Origin of the sequence: Nocardioides sp. zg-DK7169, assembly GCF_013155365.1 — a bacterium.
GTDB lineage: Bacteria > Actinomycetota > Actinomycetes > Propionibacteriales > Nocardioidaceae > Nocardioides.
In genome coordinates this window covers 1-17,718 of the sequence record NZ_JABJRA010000009.1, presented here as the reverse complement: position 1 = coordinate 17,718, position 17,718 = coordinate 1, and the positions used below count along the sequence as shown (strand labels likewise).

General features: G+C 67.4%; 12 protein-coding genes and 1 other RNA gene. 12 read left to right on the top strand and 1 reads right to left on the bottom strand.

Annotated features, from left to right (window positions below):
• Positions 1 to 112: 112 nt before the first annotated feature.
• The gene (locus tag HOQ23_RS13890) at positions 113 to 754 is read right to left on the bottom strand and encodes a hypothetical protein (RefSeq protein ID WP_172215212.1); all 642 of its coding nucleotides are present in this window, start codon (positions 752 to 754) and stop codon (positions 113 to 115) included.
• Between the two features lie 61 nt (positions 755 to 815).
• Here HOQ23_RS13890 and ftsE point away from each other — a divergent pair, with 61 nt between their 5' ends.
• The 12 genes from ftsE (at position 816) to HOQ23_RS13830 (ending at position 17,351) form a co-directional block, all read left to right on the top strand.
• Complete coding sequence (ftsE, locus tag HOQ23_RS13885) at positions 816 to 1,505, top strand: cell division ATP-binding protein FtsE (RefSeq protein ID WP_172215211.1); 690 nt, start codon at positions 816 to 818, stop codon at positions 1,503 to 1,505.
• 93 nt (positions 1,506 to 1,598) lie between these two features.
• On the top strand, positions 1,599 to 2,516 hold the full coding sequence (ftsX, locus tag HOQ23_RS13880) for a permease-like cell division protein FtsX (protein WP_172215210.1): 918 nt from the start codon (positions 1,599 to 1,601) through the stop codon (positions 2,514 to 2,516).
• A gap of 77 nt (positions 2,517 to 2,593) precedes the next feature.
• A complete protein-coding gene (locus HOQ23_RS21610) occupies positions 2,594 to 3,853 on the top strand; it encodes a M23 family metallopeptidase (protein ID WP_172215209.1) in 1,260 nt (419 codons plus the stop codon).
• Between the two features lie 102 nt (positions 3,854 to 3,955).
• Positions 3,956 to 4,435: an SsrA-binding protein SmpB gene (smpB, locus tag HOQ23_RS13870; protein WP_172215208.1), complete on the top strand. Its 480-nt coding sequence runs from the start codon at positions 3,956 to 3,958 to the stop codon at positions 4,433 to 4,435.
• Between the two features lie 55 nt (positions 4,436 to 4,490).
• On the top strand, positions 4,491 to 5,126 hold the full coding sequence (locus HOQ23_RS13865) for a maleylpyruvate isomerase family mycothiol-dependent enzyme (protein WP_172215207.1): 636 nt from the start codon (positions 4,491 to 4,493) through the stop codon (positions 5,124 to 5,126).
• Positions 5,127 to 5,190: 64 nt separating this feature from the next.
• A complete protein-coding gene (locus tag HOQ23_RS13860; protein ID WP_172215206.1) occupies positions 5,191 to 6,486 on the top strand; it encodes a hemolysin family protein in 1,296 nt (431 codons plus the stop codon).
• A gap of 168 nt (positions 6,487 to 6,654) precedes the next feature.
• Positions 6,655 to 7,025: a transfer-messenger RNA gene (gene ssrA, locus HOQ23_RS13855) on the top strand.
• 179 nt (positions 7,026 to 7,204) lie between these two features.
• Positions 7,205 to 8,677, top strand: a complete 1,473-nt coding sequence (locus HOQ23_RS13850) for a class I SAM-dependent DNA methyltransferase (RefSeq protein ID WP_172215205.1) — start codon at positions 7,205 to 7,207, stop codon at positions 8,675 to 8,677.
• Entirely contained in the window at positions 8,674 to 9,852 is a 1,179-nt protein-coding gene (locus tag HOQ23_RS13845) for a restriction endonuclease subunit S (RefSeq protein ID WP_172215204.1), read from the top strand. The genes HOQ23_RS13850 and HOQ23_RS13845 overlap by 4 nt, the downstream gene beginning before the upstream one ends.
• Positions 9,852 to 10,769 carry a restriction endonuclease gene (locus HOQ23_RS13840; RefSeq protein WP_172215203.1) on the top strand — a complete coding sequence of 306 codons (918 nt, stop codon included), beginning with the start codon at positions 9,852 to 9,854 and terminating at the stop codon, positions 10,767 to 10,769. Before HOQ23_RS13845 ends, HOQ23_RS13840 begins: the two co-directional genes overlap by 1 nt.
• A gap of 95 nt (positions 10,770 to 10,864) precedes the next feature.
• Positions 10,865 to 14,236 carry a DEAD/DEAH box helicase family protein gene (locus HOQ23_RS13835; RefSeq protein WP_172215202.1) on the top strand — a complete coding sequence of 1,124 codons (3,372 nt, stop codon included), beginning with the start codon at positions 10,865 to 10,867 and terminating at the stop codon, positions 14,234 to 14,236.
• Between the two features lie 31 nt (positions 14,237 to 14,267).
• Positions 14,268 to 17,351, top strand: coding sequence for a hypothetical protein (locus HOQ23_RS13830; protein WP_172215201.1), 3,084 nt, complete (start codon positions 14,268 to 14,270; stop codon positions 17,349 to 17,351).
• The last annotated feature ends 367 nt before the right edge of the window (positions 17,352 to 17,718 follow it).

Here is a 17,718-nt window from a genome sequence, read left to right as displayed (position 1 = left end):
TCGGCGAACGGGCTCGGCGAACGGGCTCGTGCGAGCGTGCGGCTCAGCGGCCGGCGCGTGGCGTCGGTGGGACCCGCGTCAGGCGCGGGCCGGGGCCTGGCTCAGGGCGGGCTCAGGAGGCGGTGACGCGGGCGACCATGGCGCACCAGCGCCCGCCCCGGTCGACCAGCTCCGCGCGGGGGACGTCGCGGGCGCGCAGCGAGCAGGTCAGCCACGCGTCGCCGAACAGGCCGCGCCACGAGACCTCCTGCCCGCCATCGGTGCGGCACAGCAGCGCGACCGACGCCAGGCCGTACGACGGGGCGTCGGGGAGCCGCGAGCAGCCCTCGGCGTCCGCGGCGGCGCGCCCGGTCGCGCGGGCCTGGCCGGGGCTCACCGGAGGGGCGAAGACCCAGGCGCGGGCGGTGGCCGTGGGGGTTGTCCAGGAGCAGGCGTGCTCGTGGGCGACGTCGCGGATCCCTTCGGCGAGCTGGGCGCGGTCGCCGGGGGAGTGCGCGCGCGCGCCCTTCGGCTCCGCGTCGAGGGCGCTCGCCACGCTGCTCGCCGGGACGGCGTCGCAGAACGCGTCACGACGTACGGCGAGGGCGGTGGTGTCGAGCTCGGCCAGGGTGATTTCCGGCACAGCCGCCGGGGCCTCACGCTCCTGGGCGGGGGAGGTGCCCTGGCCCAGCGTGAGCACGCCCAGGAGCACCGCGAGCCCGGTCACGACGAGCGCGGCGGCGGCGAGCGTCAGGGACCGGACGGAGTGGCGCACGCCCCCAACATACGAAAGCACGATCCATGGATCCGCATCCGGAGCGCGTACCGTCTGTCGCGTGATTCGCTTCGAGAAGGTCACCAAGACCTACCCCGGCACGGGCAGCCCCGCCCTCGACCAGGTGTCGATCGACGTCGAGAAGGGCGAGTTCGTCTTCCTCGTCGGCACCTCCGGGTCCGGCAAGTCGACCGCGCTGCGCCTGGTGCTGCGCGAGACCCGCCCCACCTCGGGACGCGTCTACGTCGCGGGCAAGGAGATCAACCGGCTCGCCGGTTGGAAGGTCCCGCGACTGCGCCGCCAGATCGGCACCGTCTTCCAGGACTTCCGGCTGCTGCCGAACAAGACCGTCTCCGAGAACGTCGCCTTCGCGCTCCAGGTGATCGGACGCTCGCGCACGGAGATCCGCGACCTGGTCCCCGAGACCCTCGAGCTCGTCGGGCTCGAGGGCAAGGGCGACCGGCTGCCCGACGAGCTCTCCGGCGGCGAGCAGCAGCGCGTCGCCATCGCCCGGGCGTTCGTGAACCGGCCGATGATCCTGATCGCCGACGAGCCGACCGGCAACCTGGACCCGTCGACCTCGGTCGGCATCATGAAGCTGCTCGACCGCATCAACCGCACCGGTACGACGGTGCTGATGGCCACCCACGACCACGGGATCGTCGACCAGATGCGCAAGCGTGTCGTCGAGCTCGACCACGGCCGGGTCATCCGTGACCAGGCCCAGGGTGTCTACGGCTTCCAGCACTGACACCGCGCCGGGACCCGCGCCGCCGCGCGTGGGCCTCGGCCGAGCCCGTCGTACGTCCCGAGTTCCATCCTGATCAGGAGTCCTTCCGCCCCCATGCAGCTGCGCTACGTCTTCTCCGAGCTCCGCCAGGGGCTGCGCCGCAACCTCTCGATGCACGTCGCGGTCGTCCTCACCCTCTTCGTCTCCCTCACCCTCGTGGCGCTGGGCGTCCTGCTGAACCAGCAGGCCGACCGCGCCGCCGAGCGCTACGGCAACGAGCTGCAGATCGCGGTGTACCTGTGCCGCGAGGACGACCAGTCGCCGTCGTGCAACACCGCGGCGACCGACCCGCAGAAGGAGGAGATCCAGGCCGTCATCGACGACAACGCCGAGGTGGCCTCCTCCGACTTCGAGACGCGGGAGGAGGCCTTCGACAAGATGCGCGAGCTCTTCGACTTCCCCGACGAGTACTTCGAGGGCTCCGACCCGGTGATGACGGCCGAGAACATGCCCGAGGCCATCTGGATCACCCTGAAGAACCCGAAGGAGTCGGCCGGCATCACCAGCGCGGTCGCCGGGCTGCCGGGCGTGAGCCGCGTGGTCGACAACCGTGAGGTCGTGGTGCGCATCTACGACACCCTCGACGTGCTCCAGAAGGGCGCGCTCGCGGTTGCGGGCTTCCTGGTCCTCGCCGCGCTGCTGCTGGTGGCCAACACGATCCGCCTCGCCGCGTTCGCGCGCCGCAAGGAGATCGGCATCATGCGGCTGGTGGGTGCCTCGACGCTGTACATCACGCTGCCGTTCCTCCTCGAGGCCCTGGTCACCGCCGTGATCAGCGTGGTGCTGGCCGGCGGCGCACTCGCCGCGCTGATGAAGTTCGGCGTGCAGGACAAGCTCGCCGAGTCGCTGGCGTTCATCCCGTGGATCGGCTGGCCGGAGCTGACGACCTCCGTGATCGTGATCGCGATCCTCGGCCCGCTGCTCACGCTGCTGCCGACACTCCTGCTGACGCGCAAATACCTCAAAGTCTGATCGCGGGCGCCTAACGTTGGCGCGGGTTCTTCCCCGAGCTCCCTCCCGAGTTTCCCCGATCACTTAAGGCAGACCTGGTGCGCATCTTCCCCCGCGCCTCGCGTTCCCGCATGGCCTCGTTCGCGCTCGCCGGCGCCCTTCTCGCCGGCTCCGCAGCGGTCCCGTTGGCGCAGGCGGCCGACGACGACCTCAAGCAGGAGCAGCGCAAGGTCGAGAAGCAGCTCGACCACGCCCACGACGAGCTCGAGCACTCCAGCGCCCGGGCCCGCCGCGCGGCCGCCGCGCTCGAGGCCTCGGTCGCCGAGCTCACCAAGGCGCGCGACGCCCTCGACACCGCCCGCGCCAAGGTCACCGCCGCGAAGGCGCGCGACGAGCAGATGCAGGCTCGGCTGGCCGTCGCCGAGGAGCGGCTGCGCCAGGCGCGCGCCGACGTCGCGGCCGGACAGCGGGCCGTGGAGACCCAGCGCGCCTCCGTGGTCGACACGGTCACCTCCATCTACCAGGAGGGCGACCCCGAGATGCTCGCGGTGTTCTCGATCCTGGACGCCCAGAGCCCCAGCGACCTGATGCGCGGCGTCGAGGCGCGCAAGACGGTGGTCGGCAACGAGACCGCGGCGTACGACGAGCTGCGCGCGACCGAGGTGCTGCTGCGGGTCCGCGAGTCCCGCGTCGAGGACGCCCGTGCCGCGGTCGCCGAGCAGCGCCGCGCAGCCGCCGCGCACCTGCGCACCATGCGCGGCCTGCACGTGCAGGCCCGCGACGCCCGCGCGGCGGTCCGCACCCGCGTCGAGGCCCGCCGCGACGCCCGGGCCACGGCGGACGCCGCCAAGCAGCGCGACCAGCGGGTGCTGGCCCGCCTGGAGCAGCGCGAGGAGCGGATCCGGCGCCAGATCCTTGCCGCCGCGGCCTCCGCACGCGGCGGCTACCGCGGGAACTCCGGCGGGTTCTTCGACAACCCGGTGCCGGGCGGCTACCTGACCTCGCCGTTCGGCTACCGCACCCACCCCATCTACGGCTACTGGGGGCTTCACGACGGCACCGACTTCGGCGCCGCGTGCGGCACGCCGATGCGCGCGGTCGCCGACGGCACCGTGGCCTCCAGCTACTTCTCCCAGGTCTACGGCAACCGCATGCACCTCAACGTGGGCAACGTGAACGGCAAGTACGTCACCGCGGTCTACAACCACGCCACGCACTACGTCGTGCAGCCCGGCCAGCGGGTCTCGCGCGGGCAGGTCGTGGGCTACGTCGGCTCCACCGGCTGGTCGACCGGGTGCCACCTGCACTTCACGGTGCTGGTCAACGGCAACGCCGCGAACCCCGCGAACTACCTCTGACCCGTCGCTGAGCCCCTGCCGAGAGCACGGCAGGGGCGCGGCCGGTGGCGCCGGGGCCCCTCCGGCGAACAACCCGGTTGCGGCGCTTGACACAATCAGCGCATGGCCAGGGAGCAGGGGCAGAAGATGGTCGCCCAGAACAAGAAGGCGCGCCACGACTACCACATCGAGGACACCTTCGAGGCCGGGCTGGTCCTGCAGGGCACCGAGGTGAAGTCGCTGCGGCAGGGCCGCGCCTCGCTCGTCGACGGCTTCGTCGACATCGACCGCGGGGAGGCCTGGCTGCACGGCGTCCACATCCCCGAGTACTCCCAGGGCACCTGGACCAACCACTCGGCCCGACGCAAGCGCAAGCTGCTGCTCAACCGCGTCGAGATCGACAAGATCGAGCGCCGCGTCAACGAGAAGGGCCTCACCGTGGTGCCGCTCTCGCTGTACTTCAAGGACGGGCGCGCCAAGGTCGAGATCGCCCTCGCCAAGGGCAAGAAGACCTGGGACAAGCGGCACAGCATCGCCGAGCGCACCGCGAACCGCGAGAAGGAGCAGGCCCTCGGCCGGCACCTCAAGGGCATGAAGGAGTAGCGCCACCGGGCCTTGGGCCATGGCCCGAGGCGGGGGCGCGGGTGCACCATGAAGGATGGCCGACCCGCTGTGGGGCACCGTCGCGACCGAGCGGCGTGAGCTCGCCGCGCTGCTCGACGGGCTCACCCCCGAGCAGTGGGCCGCGCAGAGCCTGTGCGCCGCCTGGACCGTGCAGGGCGTCGTGGCCCACCTGGTCAGCGTGCAGGCCACCGGGGCGCTGACGAAGGCCCGCGCCGTGCTCCGCGCGATGGGCAGCCCCTCGGGGGTGATCGAGTACCTCGCCGACGAGTACGTCGAGCTCCCGCCGGCCGAGCTGGTCGCCCTGCTGCGCGAGCACGCCGACGGCCACGTCGCGCCGCCGGGCATGGGGGCGCGGGCCGGGATGACCGACGTGATGGTCCACCGCGTCGACATCGTGGTCCCGCTGGGGCTGCACGTCGAGCGGCCGCCGGAGCTGTGGCGCCCGGTCCTGGAGCTGCTCACCGGCCGGATCCCGCAGCTCGGCACGATGCTCGGCGCTCGCCCGGAGGCGACGTACGTCGCGACCGACCTGGACTGGCGCGGCGGCCGCGGGCCGGAGGTCACCGGTCCGGCGGAGGCGCTCGCCACGGTGATCGCCGGACGGCCGGCGGAGATGGGGCGGCTCGACGGGCCCGGTGCGGAGGCGGTGCGGGCCTGGGTGGCGGCCTGACCGGTCGAGAGGTGGCCGTCCCGGGGAGGACTGCCCTTGCTACCGCCCGGTTACCGTGGCGGCCATGGACTCAGGCACTGCCGTCGACCTCCTCCTCATCGTCGCCTTCATCCTGATGGGCGGGGTCTTCGCCGCCACCGAGATCGCGCTGGTGTCGCTGCGCGAGGGCCAGGTCGCCAAGCTCGAGGCCGAGGGCGGCCGGGGCGCGTCGGTCGCGAGCCTGGCCCGCGACCCGAACCGGTTCCTCTCCGCGGTGCAGATCGGCGTGACCGTCGCGGGCTTCTTCTCCGCGGCGTTCGGCGCCTCGACGCTCGCCCCGCAGTTCGCCCCCGGCCTGGAGGACCTCGGGGTCCCGGCGGCGGACACGGTGTCGCTGGTGGCGACGACGCTGGTGGTCTCCTACCTCTCCCTGGTGCTGGGCGAGCTGGTGCCGAAGCGGCTGGCGCTGCAGCGCTCGATGGGCTTCTCCCGCCTGCTGGCGCCTCCGCTGGGCCGCTTCGCGACGGTCATGACGCCGGTGATCTGGCTGCTGTCGGTGTCGACGAACCTGCTGGTCCGCCTGCTCGGCGGCAACCCGGACGCGGCCAACGAGGAGATCGACGAGGACGAGCTGCGCGGGATGATCTCGGGCCACGAGGGGATCCCCGCCGAGGAGCGCGCGATCGTCGAGGACGTCTTCGGGGCCGGCGACCGCTCGGTGAAGGAGGCGATGCAGCCGCGGCCCGACGTGGTCTTCGTGCCCGGTGAGTACACCCTCGCCGAGGCGGTCGAGGTGATGGAGGCGAGCCCGTACACCCGCTACCCGGTCACCGGGCGCGACTTCGACCAGGTGATCGGCTACGTGCACCTGCGCGACCTGCTCGGCCGCGGCGACCTCGGCGAGGTCCAGGTCGCCGAGGTGGCGCGCGAGCTCATGGTGCTGCCGTCCACCAACCGGGTGCTGCCGACCCTGACCCGGATGCGCGACGCCCGTGCCCACATCGCGCTGGTCGTCGACGAGTACGGCGGTACCGACGGCATCGTGACGCTCGAGGACCTGATCGAGGAGCTGATCGGGGAGATCCGCGACGAGTACGACGAGGACGAGGTGGAGCCGGCCCGGCTCGGCCCTGGCCACGAGGCCTCCGTCGAGGGCGGCCTGACCCTCGAGGAGGTCGCGGACCGCACCGGCCTGCACCTTCCCGAGGGCGCCTACGAGACCGTCGCCGGCTACGTGCTGGCGCGCCTGACCCGGATGGCGGTCGTCGGCGACCGGGTGGTCGTGGACGGCCACGTCGTCGAGGTGGAGGCCGTCGAGGACCGCCGCATCACCCGCGTCCGGATCCTCCTCGCCGCTCCCGGCGAGGCCGCCGACGGCTGACCTCCGTCAGGGGTCCTGAGCGAGCCGCCCTGCGACCGGCGCCTCCAGCTCAGCCTCAGCGGGCCAGCGGCCGAACGCCCTCGCCTGGACCGCGGCGTACGCGCGCACGTATGTCGGGTGCGGACGCTGGGGCGTGGCGTCTACACTGGCGTCGTTGACAACTACAGAGGGGCTGATCGGTTTCGACTTGGGACGTTAGTTCCAAGGGAAGCGGGTCGAGGAGCCAGCGACATCTCGTAAACGACCGCTGGAAAACAACAACTGCCAACGCTAAGCGCAGTTCCTTCGCTCTCGCCGCCTGAGCGGTGATCGAAGCGTCAGACCGGGCATCCGTCTCCGTCCCGGACCCTGGCGTCATCTAGGAGACTTGCTGCTCACTCCGTGTCGCGGAGGGTGAGCGGGACTATTCCGTGACTGAGCCTGTCGGGGACGTGTCCGTGCGAGCCCCGAGGCCGAGAAAAGCGACATCACGGACTGCACCCGGAGAAGACTTGGTTCGACGCTCGAGGACCGGGGTTCGATTCCCCGCAGCTCCACAGATCAGCAGATCCCCTTCTGTGACGAGGGCCCGCCGCATCCGCGGCGGGCCCTCGTCGTCATGTGCGAGGTCCTCGTACGTCTGGGCGTTGGACCCTCGGCCCCCGACGGCTGGCGAGGTGCCGCCGCGACGAGTTCGCTTGCTGTGCGGCGGCACCGTGCCAGCGCCTAGAATCCGCCTGTGATCACCGGAGAGTTGAAGAGCAAGATCGATCGCATCTGGGACTCGTTCTGGTCCGGCGGCATCAGCAACCCGCTGGAGGTCATCGAGCAGATCACCTACCTGCTGTTCCTGCGACGACTCGATGACCTGCAGACGCTCGCGGAGAAGAAGGCGCGGGTCACGGGCGGCGTCATCGAGGACCCGAAGTACCTGCCCGGCCAGGACCACCTGAGGTGGAGCCGCTTCAAGAACGCCGATCCCGACGTGATGTACAAGACCGTCGCTACCGAGGTCTTTCCCTTCCTGCAGCAGTACGGCGCTCAGGTGGGCGGCGACGAGTCCACCTACACCGAGCACATGAAGGACGCCCGCTTCACCATCCCCACCCCGGCGCTCCTGTCGAAGGTCGTGGACGCCCTCGACGACATTCCGATGGGCGATCGCGACACCAACGGCGACCTGTACGAGTACATGCTCAGCAAGATCGCGACCGCGGGGACGAACGGCCAGTTCCGCACCCCGCGCCACATCATCGACCTGATGGTGGCGATGACGGCGCCCAAGCCAGGCGACGAGATCTGCGACCCGGCCTGCGGCACCGCCGGGTTCTTGGTCGCCGCCTCGGGGTACGTGCGACGCGAGCACCCCGGGACGCTGACCGACGCAGTCCAGCGAGCGCAGTTCCACAAGTCAATGTTCCACGGCTACGACTTCGACAACGTGATGCTCCGCATCGGGTCGATGAACATGCTGCTTCACGGCATCGAGTCGCCCGACATCCGCTACCGCGACTCCCTCTCGCAGGGAGCGTCGGAGGACGCCGAGAAGTACACCCTGATCCTCGCCAACCCGCCGTTCGCCGGCTCGCTCGACTACGAGTCCACCGCGAAGGACCTGCAGCGGGTCGCGAAGACCAAGAAGACCGAGCTCCTGTTCCTCGCGCTCTTCCTCCGGCTGCTCAAGCCCGGCGGTCGAGCGGCGGTGATCGTGCCGGACGGCGTGCTGTTCGGATCGTCGAAGGCGCACAAGGAGTTGCGCCGCATCCTCGTCGAGGACGAGAAGCTCGACGCCGTCGTCAAGCTCCCCTCAGGGGTTTTCAAGCCCTACGCCGGGGTGTCCACCGCAATCCTGTTCTTCACCAAGACCAACTCCGGTGGCACCGACCACGTCTGGTTCTACGATGTCCGGGCCGACGGCTTCTCCCTCGATGACAAGCGCAACCCGGTCGAGGCCAACGACCTCCCCGACGTACTTGCACGCTGGGCGAAGCGTGACGGTGACGAGCAGAACCGTGCCCGCACCGAGCAGAGCTTCTGTGTGCCCAAGGCGGACATCGCCGCACAGGGCTACGACCTCTCTCTGAACCGGTACAAGGAAGTCGTGCACGACGAGGTAGAGCATCGCGCGCCGCTGGACATCATCGCCGACCTCGAGCGCCTCGAGACCGATATTCAACAGGGCTTGATCGACCTGAGGGCCATTCTCTCTTGACCACCGTTGCGCTCGGCGAAGTCGTCGACTTTCACAGCGGCGGGACACCGTCGAAGGCTAACCCCGACTTCTGGCGTGGGGACGTGCCTTGGTTCAGTGCTAAAGACATCAAACAGGCTCGGCTGACGGACTCCGCTGACCACATCTCTCAATCCGTGTTCGACTCGACTTCGATACGGAAGATTCCGGCAGGCACGGTCACGATGGTCGTGCGCGGGATGATCCTCGCCCACACCGTTCCTATCGCGATCCTCGATGTCGAATCTGCGATAAATCAGGACCTCAAAGCGCTCATCCCACGTCGCGAGATCGACCCGAGATTTCTTGCTGCGATGTTGCGCGCTCAGCACGACGTGATCTTGGCGCAGGTCAGTACGGCGGCTCATGGTACGAAAAAGCTCGACGCGAGAGTCCTGGAGAGTATCCGGATCCCCCTCCCACCCCTCGACGAGCAGCGCCGCATCGCCGCCATCCTGGACCAGGCCGACGCCCTCCGCGCCAAGCGCCGCAAAGCCCTCGCCCACCTCGACGAGCTCCCGTTGGCGATCTTTCTCGAGATGTTCGGCTCTCCAGATGAAGTCGTTGACAGAGTGCCATTCGGGGAGGTGGCGCGTCTATCGGGCGGTCGAAACCTTGTCGCCGCCGACGCAGGGTTGCAGTCTCCCTATCGTGTACTGAAGATCAGCGCAGTCACCACCGGCCACTTCAAGCCCCACGAGTCCAAGCCGCTGCCCGCGGACTACGTTCCGCCAGCGAGTCACCTTGTGCGTCGTGGCGACTTGCTGATGAGTAGGGCCAACACTACGGAACTGGTGGGGGCGGTAGCTCTGGTTCATGACGCCCCAGGGAACCTTGCGCTGCCGGACAAGGTCTGGAAGTTCGAGTGGCGTGTCCCTGACAGTGTTCCAGCCTTCTACCATGTGCTGTTCCGTATGCCATCAGTTCGTCGCCAGATCAGTCGGTTGTCGAGCGGAACCGGCGGCTCGATGAAGAACGTCTCGAAGGGAAAGCTGGAAACAATGCTCATTCCCGACGTCTCTACTGCGCACCAGGAGCAGTTCGCGAAGCGTGTTGACTGCTTAAGTTCTCTGCGTGCAGCCGCGCAACGCGCAATCCGCGCCGAAGAAGAGTTGTTTGCGTCGTTGCAGTTCGAGGCGTTCCGAGGAAACCTTTGATGCCCGTGCCGACTTGGGATCAGTACATGGCGCCGTGCCTGCGCGTGTTGTCGGATGGCGAGGTGCACCGCGCCCGCCCCATCGTGGAAGGTGCTGCGGACCTCCTGGGCGTGACGCAGGCGCAGCGAGAGATCCTGATCCCCTCGGGCCAGGAGCAGTGGGTGAACCGCGGCAACTGGGCGCTGTCCTATCTAGCCCGCGCGGGTGCGGCCGAGCGTCCGAGCCGGGGTCGCTACCGAATTACCGCGACCGGCCGGAAGCTCCTGTCGGAGCACCCGGACGGCATCACCGAGAAGCACCTGCGCGCGCTGTCCGGCGACGAGAACGCCCCGCATACCTTCAAAGCGTTCCCCTCGCCTGCCCAGCCCTCGGCGCCCGCGGCAGTGGAGGAAGCTTCCAAGCTTGACCCCGAGGAACAGATCGCCTCCGGCGTCGCACGCATCAATGCCGATGTCGCCGATCAGCTGCTCACCCGCATCCTGGCGCAGGAACCGGTCTTCTTCGAGCAGGCGGTGCTCGATCTGCTGATCGCCATGGGCTATGGCGGTGCGGAGGGATCCGCGACCCGCACCCAGCTGTCCAGCGACGGCGGCATCGACGGGATCGTCGATCAGGACGCGCTCGGGTTGAGCCGGATCTACGTACAGGCGAAGCGGTACTCAGAGGACAACGCCATCGGACGGCCCGCGATCCAGGCCTTCGTCGGCGCACTGGCCGGCAACCAGGCCAACCAAGGGGTCTTCATCACAACCAGCCGGTTCAGTGGTGAGGCACAGGCCTACGCCAACCAGGTGCCGACGCGCATCGTGCTCATCGACGGCGAGAAGCTGACCAGACTGATGATCCGCTACGGCGTGGGCGTGCAGGTCAAGCGGACGGTTCAGATCGTCGAGGTGGACGAGGACTTCTTCGAGTAGCACGGCCCTTCGGTTCCTGGCCCCGCCGATTGCCTTCTCGGGTGCAGGTCGCCAGTTCCGGCCCATCGCCCCTTGTCCTGGGAAAGGATGGGCGTGTGAGTTCCAATTTCAATTTCGTCGCGCTTGCCGTACCGGCTGTACACGCCGACTGCGTGAAGGCGGAGGCGTACCTGGCCAACGACCCGCGTTCGGCGTGCTTCTACGCGCGCCGGGCCGTCGAGGGACTCGTCGGCTATCTGTACGACCTGTGGGAATTGCCGCTGCCCTACACCGACGACCTGGCTGCACGCATCAACGATGCCGGGTTCAAGCAGCGAGTCGGTACAGGGATGGCCGCGAAGCTTAACCTGCTCCGCAAACTCGGGAACACCGCAGTTCACCGCAGCCAGCCGATCGCACCCGGCGTCGCGTTCGACGCGCTGCGCGAGCTGTTCCACGTCATGGTGTGGGCGAGCTTCCACCACTCGCCGGCCCGTGACCAGGTGCCGACGCAGGCGCAGTTCGACCCAGCACTCGCGCCGCAGCAGGCTCCACTCACGGTCAACGAGCTCAAGGCGCTTGCGGCCAAGCTCAAGGCGCAGGACGAAGCGATTGCCAAGGCGCGGGCTGAGAACGAAGCGCTGGTAGTGAAGTACGAGGCCGAGATCGCGGCCCTGCAGGCGCAGGTCAAGTCCGCCCAGGCCGCCAGCCAGAAGGTCGTGGACGACCACGACTACTCCGAGGCCGATACCCGCCGGCTGATCATTGACGTTCTGCTTGCCGAGGCCGGGTGGCCACTGGACCAGGACCGCGACCGGGAGTATCTGGTGACGGGGATGCCCAACAACCAGGGCAAGGGGTTCGTCGACTACGTCCTGTGGGGGGCCGATGGGCTCCCGCTGGCGGTGGTGGAGGCCAAACGCACCACCAAGAGCCCCCAGGTAGGACAACAGCAGGCCAAGCTCTACGCAGACTGCTTGGAGAAGCAGTTCGGGCGGCGGCCGGTGATCTTCTACAGCAACGGCTACGAGCATTGGATCTGGGACGACGCCGCCGGTTACCCGCCTCGTGAACTCCAAGGCTTCTACACACGCAACGAATTGGAACTGCTGGTCCAGCGCCGCCAGACCCGGCTGCCGCTCGCAAGCGAGGCCGTGAACGCCTTGATCGCGGGGCGCTACTACCAGACCCGCGCCATCAAGGCCGTCGACGCTGCGTTTGACGCCAAGCAGCGCGAGGCACTGCTGGTCATGGCCACCGGCTCGGGCAAGACCCGGACCGCCATCGCGCTGACCGACCAGCTGATGAAGGCCAACTGGGCCAAGCGGGTGCTGTTCCTCGCCGATCGCACGGCCTTGGTCAACCAAGCCGTCAACGCGTTCAAGAGCCACCTGCCCGGCGTCATCACCGTCAACCTGGTGACCGAGAGGGCCACCGAGGGTCGCGTCTACGTCTCCACCTACCCGACGATGCTGAACCTCATCAACCAGGTCGAGAACGACAACCGACGGTTCGGGCCTGGCTACTTCGACCTGATCATCATTGACGAGGCGCACCGGTCGGTCTACCAGAAGTACAAGGCGATCTTCGACTGGTTCGATGCCCCGCTCGTGGGGCTGACCGCCACTCCGAAGGACGAGGTTGACCACAACACCTACCGGCTGTTCTATCTCGAGGACGGAGTCCCGACCGACGCCTACGACCTCGAGCAGGCAGTCACGGACAACTACCTCGTGCCGCCGTTCGGCGTCGCTGTCGGCACCAAGTTCCTGCGTCAGGGCATCACCTACGACGACTTGAGCGAGCACGAGAAGGACGAGTGGGACAGCCTCGACTGGGGTGATGGGGGACCGCCGGACGCCATCGACTCCGAGGAGATCAACCGGTTCCTGTTCAACGAGGACACCGTCGACAAGGTGCTCGCCACCTTGATGGCCGAGGGATACAAGGTCGCCGGGGGCGATCGGTTGGGCAAGACCATCATCTTCGCCAAGAACCAGCGCCACGCGGAGTTCATCGAGCAGCGCTTCAACATCCAGTATCCGGAGTACGGCGGCGAGTTCGCCCGCGTCATCACCCACGCCGCGCCGTACGCGCAGAGCCTCATCGACAACTTCTCCCAGCCCGAGAAGGCACCCCACATCGCCATCAGTGTCGACATGCTCGACACCGGCATCGATGTGCCCGAGGTGCTGAACCTCGTGTTCTTCAAGATGGTGCGTTCGAAGTCGAAGTTCTGGCAGATGATCGGACGCGGCACTCGCCTGTGCCCTGACATCTTCGGGCCCGGCGAGGACAAGAAGGACTTCTTCGTCTTCGACTTCTGCGGCAACCTAGAGTTCTTCAGCCAAGACCTGCCCGGCAGCGAGGGGTCGTCGCAGAAGTCGCTCACCCAACGGCTCTTCGAGTCCCGACTCGGTCTCGTCACCGCCCTCGACGCGGCCGGGGCGGAACCCAAGTTACGTGACGCCACGGCCGGGTGGCTGCACGAGATCGTGGCCGGGATGAACCTCGACAACTTCCTGGTTCGCGCCCACCGCCGACAGGTCGAGACCTGGTCCGAGCGCGACCGCTGGCACCAGCTCTCCCAGGAAGATGCGGCCGAGATCCTCGACCATCTGCCGGGGCTGCCGTCCACGGTCCGAGACCCTGATGAGCAGGCGAAGCGCTTCGACCTCCTCGTACTACGCCGACAGCTGGCGCAGCTGGAGGGCGACGCCGTTGCGGCGGAACGGATCCGGGAGACGATCCAGGCGATCGCCGAAGCCCTGCTCCCCAAGGAGGCCATCCCATCGGTCGCCGAACAGCTCCAGCTATTGGACGAGGTCGCCGGCGACGAGTGGTGGGTCGACGTGACCTTGCCGATGCTCGAGGTGGTGCGCCTGCGGCTGCGCGGCCTCGTCCGGTTCGTCGAGAAGACCACGCAGAACCCGGTGTACACAGACTTCGAGGACACGCTCGAGGACCCCACCCCTATCGAGCTGCCGCAGGTCACCACCGGAATGAACTGGGAGCGGTTCCGAGCCAAGGCGCAGGCGTACCTGCGTGAGCACCAGGATCACGTTGCCCTGCAGCGACTACGCCGCAACAGGCCCCTCACGGAAGACGATCTGGCCTCGCTTTCGGAGATGCTCGTGGCTTCGGGAAGCGACCAACAGGTCGACATCACGTGGGTAAATGAACGCGCAGGGGATCTCGGCCCCTTCATCCGGTCGCTCGTTGGCCTTGACCGGGCCGCGGCGGTCGAGGCGTTCGCTGCCTACTTGGACGAGAACAGGTTCTCCGTGGAGCAGGTTCGCTTCGTGACACTCATCATCGAGGAGCTGACCACCAACGGCGTCATGGAACCGGCTCGCCTCTACGAGTCGCCGTACGTCGACCACGCCCCGACCGGCCCGGACTACCTGTTCCCCGACGCCGAGGTCGACGCCATCGTCGACATCCTGCGCGGCATCAAGGCCACCGCGCTGGGGCCGAGCGCGGCCTGACGCACGCTTCGGACCGTGCCAGCCTTAGGCGTTGTCGCTCGACGTGGTCGGCAACTATCGTCCCCCTCGACGGGCGGTCTTCATCCAGTTCGGCAGGACTGAATCGCTGGTCACGACCGCAGCAGCGATTCTTCGATTCGACACTCGCCGGGTGCCGGTCGCTGATTGGATCTGGGTAGTCCGCCTGCCCAACGATTCGCATGGGGTTTCAATGTCTGTTCAGTTCGTCGGAGCCACGCATAACGACGCGGTGGAGACCCTGCTGGCACGGTTACGTTCCGCCCAGGAGACGAATTCTGCACATTTCGTGATGTTGCGAGGACCGTCCGGTATAGGAAAGTCCCGCATCATCAAGGAGTTCTACGAGCGTCTGCGCCTGGAGACCGCGGACTCCTACTGGCCCCCGATGGCGGACTGGGGGCATGTCGATTCTGCTGACCCGCTGCAGGGGCGCAAGCTGCTCGCCCCGCCGACCGACGGATTCGTCTGGGGATCAGATGCACTGCCGACCTTCACGTGGTGGGCGTTCGAGTGCCACAAGAATGAAAGCGGCGACGTCCTTGACGTGGTCGCGCAGGCCGGCCCGTCTATCAGAGCTCACGCCATCCCCGCTGGTCTTGCAGTCCGGAGGAGTAAGGGAGGCCTCAGGTCGACGTTCGACGAGGGCCTCGGGCGGGTTCGCAAAGCCCTCGGGGACTCCAAGGGTGACCTTGTTCTTGAGGCGCTCGACAAGTTGGGCGTAGCGGTCCCGGGCCTTCCGTGGATCGTCGAGGGGGCCGCCCTGGGGCGGTCAGCCTGGCAGGAGCGCCGAGAGGAGCGTCAGGCGCTACATTCCGATGTCGATCAAGGTGCCGTCGCTCGGCAGTCACGCGATGCCGATGTGCGTCGGTACGCCGATGCCATCGTCGCGACCACGGCTCCGGACCTGCCCTGTATATTCGTTGTCGAGGACATGCATCGGCTTGGCCCCGAGCTCCTCCTACTGCTTACCCAAGTAGCCAAAGCCGCCGCTGGCCCAGTTCTCATCATCGGGACCGTCTGGCCAGAGTGCCGCAATGAGGGGGGCCTGCTAGGGCTGGAGGGAGACCTTGCCGACGCAGACGTCGGGTTCAGCGAGGTCGGGATCGGACCGCTTGAGGGCGAGCATCTGCGCGCATGGGTGTGCGACCTAGCCCCGGAGACCGACAGCGCCATCGTGCAGCGGCTGGTTGCCCAGTACTCGAACCCTTTGGCGATGAAGCTGTTTCTGGGCTTGCGAAGTACCCGTCGTGCCATACGCGATGGCGCGCTCGACCTGACGCTGGACGACATCGACAACCTCCCGGAGGATCTCCAGGAGGTGTACCAGCGTCGCTGGTCTGAACTACCTGACGACGTAAAGCAGGCGCTCGCTCTGGCGGCCGGCGTGTTGCCGCAACAGCAGCTCGACGTCATCGGTCAAGTGGTCGGTGAGGCTGCCGGGGCGGTAGGCGTAGAGGAAGACGAGATCGACGAGTTGACCCAGGCGCTGCGCAGGGACGCTGCGGACTTGGAGTGGATGACACTGACGAGTCCGGACCGGCAGGCGTTTAAAGAGGAGATCCTGCGCGACATCGCACTTCTTAACATCGGTACGTACGTTCACCAGAGCAAACTGAGCCGTCTGGCGCAGGCCGCGGAGGAGATTCTTGAGCGCCGGCTCGTCGAGTGTTCGCAGGCGAACGAGGTTTCGCTCGTTGCTGAGGAAGAAGAGGCTGAGGTCCTTAGTCGCTGGCTGCTGAACTTCACTGCGCCCACAGAAGCGTTAAGTACTGGTCGGGCGGTGGCCGTGTTGACGCTGGCAGGACTCATGGCAGAGGCTGACCGGCCGCGGGCGGCCCTGAACTTGATTGCCCGCTATCAGCCGTGGCGGAATGCCTTCGACGTAGACGACAAACGGTACTGGGCCGCCCGAAACCAGGAAGCGTGGTGGTGCGGCCTGGATGCACGCTTCGAGGATGCGGTTGCACAGTTTGAGCGGATCGCTACCGAGTGTGCGGACCGATTCGGCGCCCTCGACGCCCAGACCGTGTATGCGCGTCGCATGCGGTCGCATTACCTGCAAGAAGCTGGCCGGCTGGCGGAAGCTATCGAGGCCACGGATGAATTGTTGAGCGACTTGACCGCCTCGCCTGCGGGGCACGAGGCCGCTATTACGACCCTTCGGCAAAATCGTGTGGGTTACCTAGGAGAGACTGGTCAGCATGCGACAGCAGCCGAGAGGTGGGAGGAACTGATTGAGGAGGCTCGGCTAAGGGGCGATGAGCAAGAAGTGCGCAGGATGAAGCGCAACCAAGTGTCCAACTTCCGAGAAAGTGGGCAGACCGATCGCGCCTTTCGGATGCTCGAGAACCTCCACGCCGCCTACGTCGCCGACGGTGACCTCGACTCGGTCGAATCGCTGCGCACCCAGATGGATCTGGCCATGATGTGCGCAGAAAAAGCGGAGCAGCGCGCATCGGCCGTCGAACTGGCAGGGAAGGCCGTCGAGGCTGGTGCCGACCGGTGGGGCAGTACGTCAGATTTAGTTCTCGGGCTACGCGGCAATCGCGCGAAGATCCTCATCGACACCGCGTCCAAGCCGGGCGACTACGCGGAGCCCCTCACGTTGCTACGCCAGCTGGTCGAGGATTATCAGCGTTACGGTTCCCAGGTCCCGGACGGAGTCGGTTGGGCGATGAGTCTCGCGGCTCGATGTGCACTTGGTGCAGAAGACCTGCCTGAGGCCGTCGAGCTGGGGAAGGCGGCGCATGAGCTTCGGGTGAACGACCTGGGGCGCGGCGATCTCCGAACACACAAGGCTGCGAACGTACTCGCTTTGAGCCTGTCGCGCTCGGGAGAATACGCGGCCGTCGTCGCGCTAACCGACGATTATCTGGAGGCCTTCGCCGCCGACACAGCCCATGGAGTTTCCACTCTCCAACTGCGTGCGCAGCGCGCGAACGCGCTTGTGAGGATCGGCCAACGTTCAGAAGCCCATGCGGAGGCGACAGCTCTTCTGTCACTGATGGAGACAAACTCTCCGAGCGATGTGCCCTATCTGCAAGGCGTCCTTGGGCGATCGCGGCCTCACCGGCAATCACCTAGGACAGAGTGACCGGCGGCAAGGCCGGCCGAGGCGGTAAGCGAAGGGCGGGCCGCGGCGAGTTCTAGGTAGTGACGCAACGCCCTCTATGAGGAGTTGCGATGAGGAAGTTCACCAAGCCCGATCTGCCGCGTGAGCACGAGCATCAGTTTTGGCGAGGTCTCCGAGCTGGTCTGGGCATTGATGAAGCGGCGGTGTCGGCTGGCGCGTCGCGGAGCTGGGCGCGGCGGCTGTTCGTCAAGGCTGGCGGGGTGTCGCGTGCCGGGTCTGATGGAGGCTCTCATTCCACGGAAGGATGAGAGTCATGGCAGCACCGAGGAAGTACCCGGACGAGCTTCGGGAGCGGGCGATCCGGATGGCGGTCGATCTGCGGCGTGAC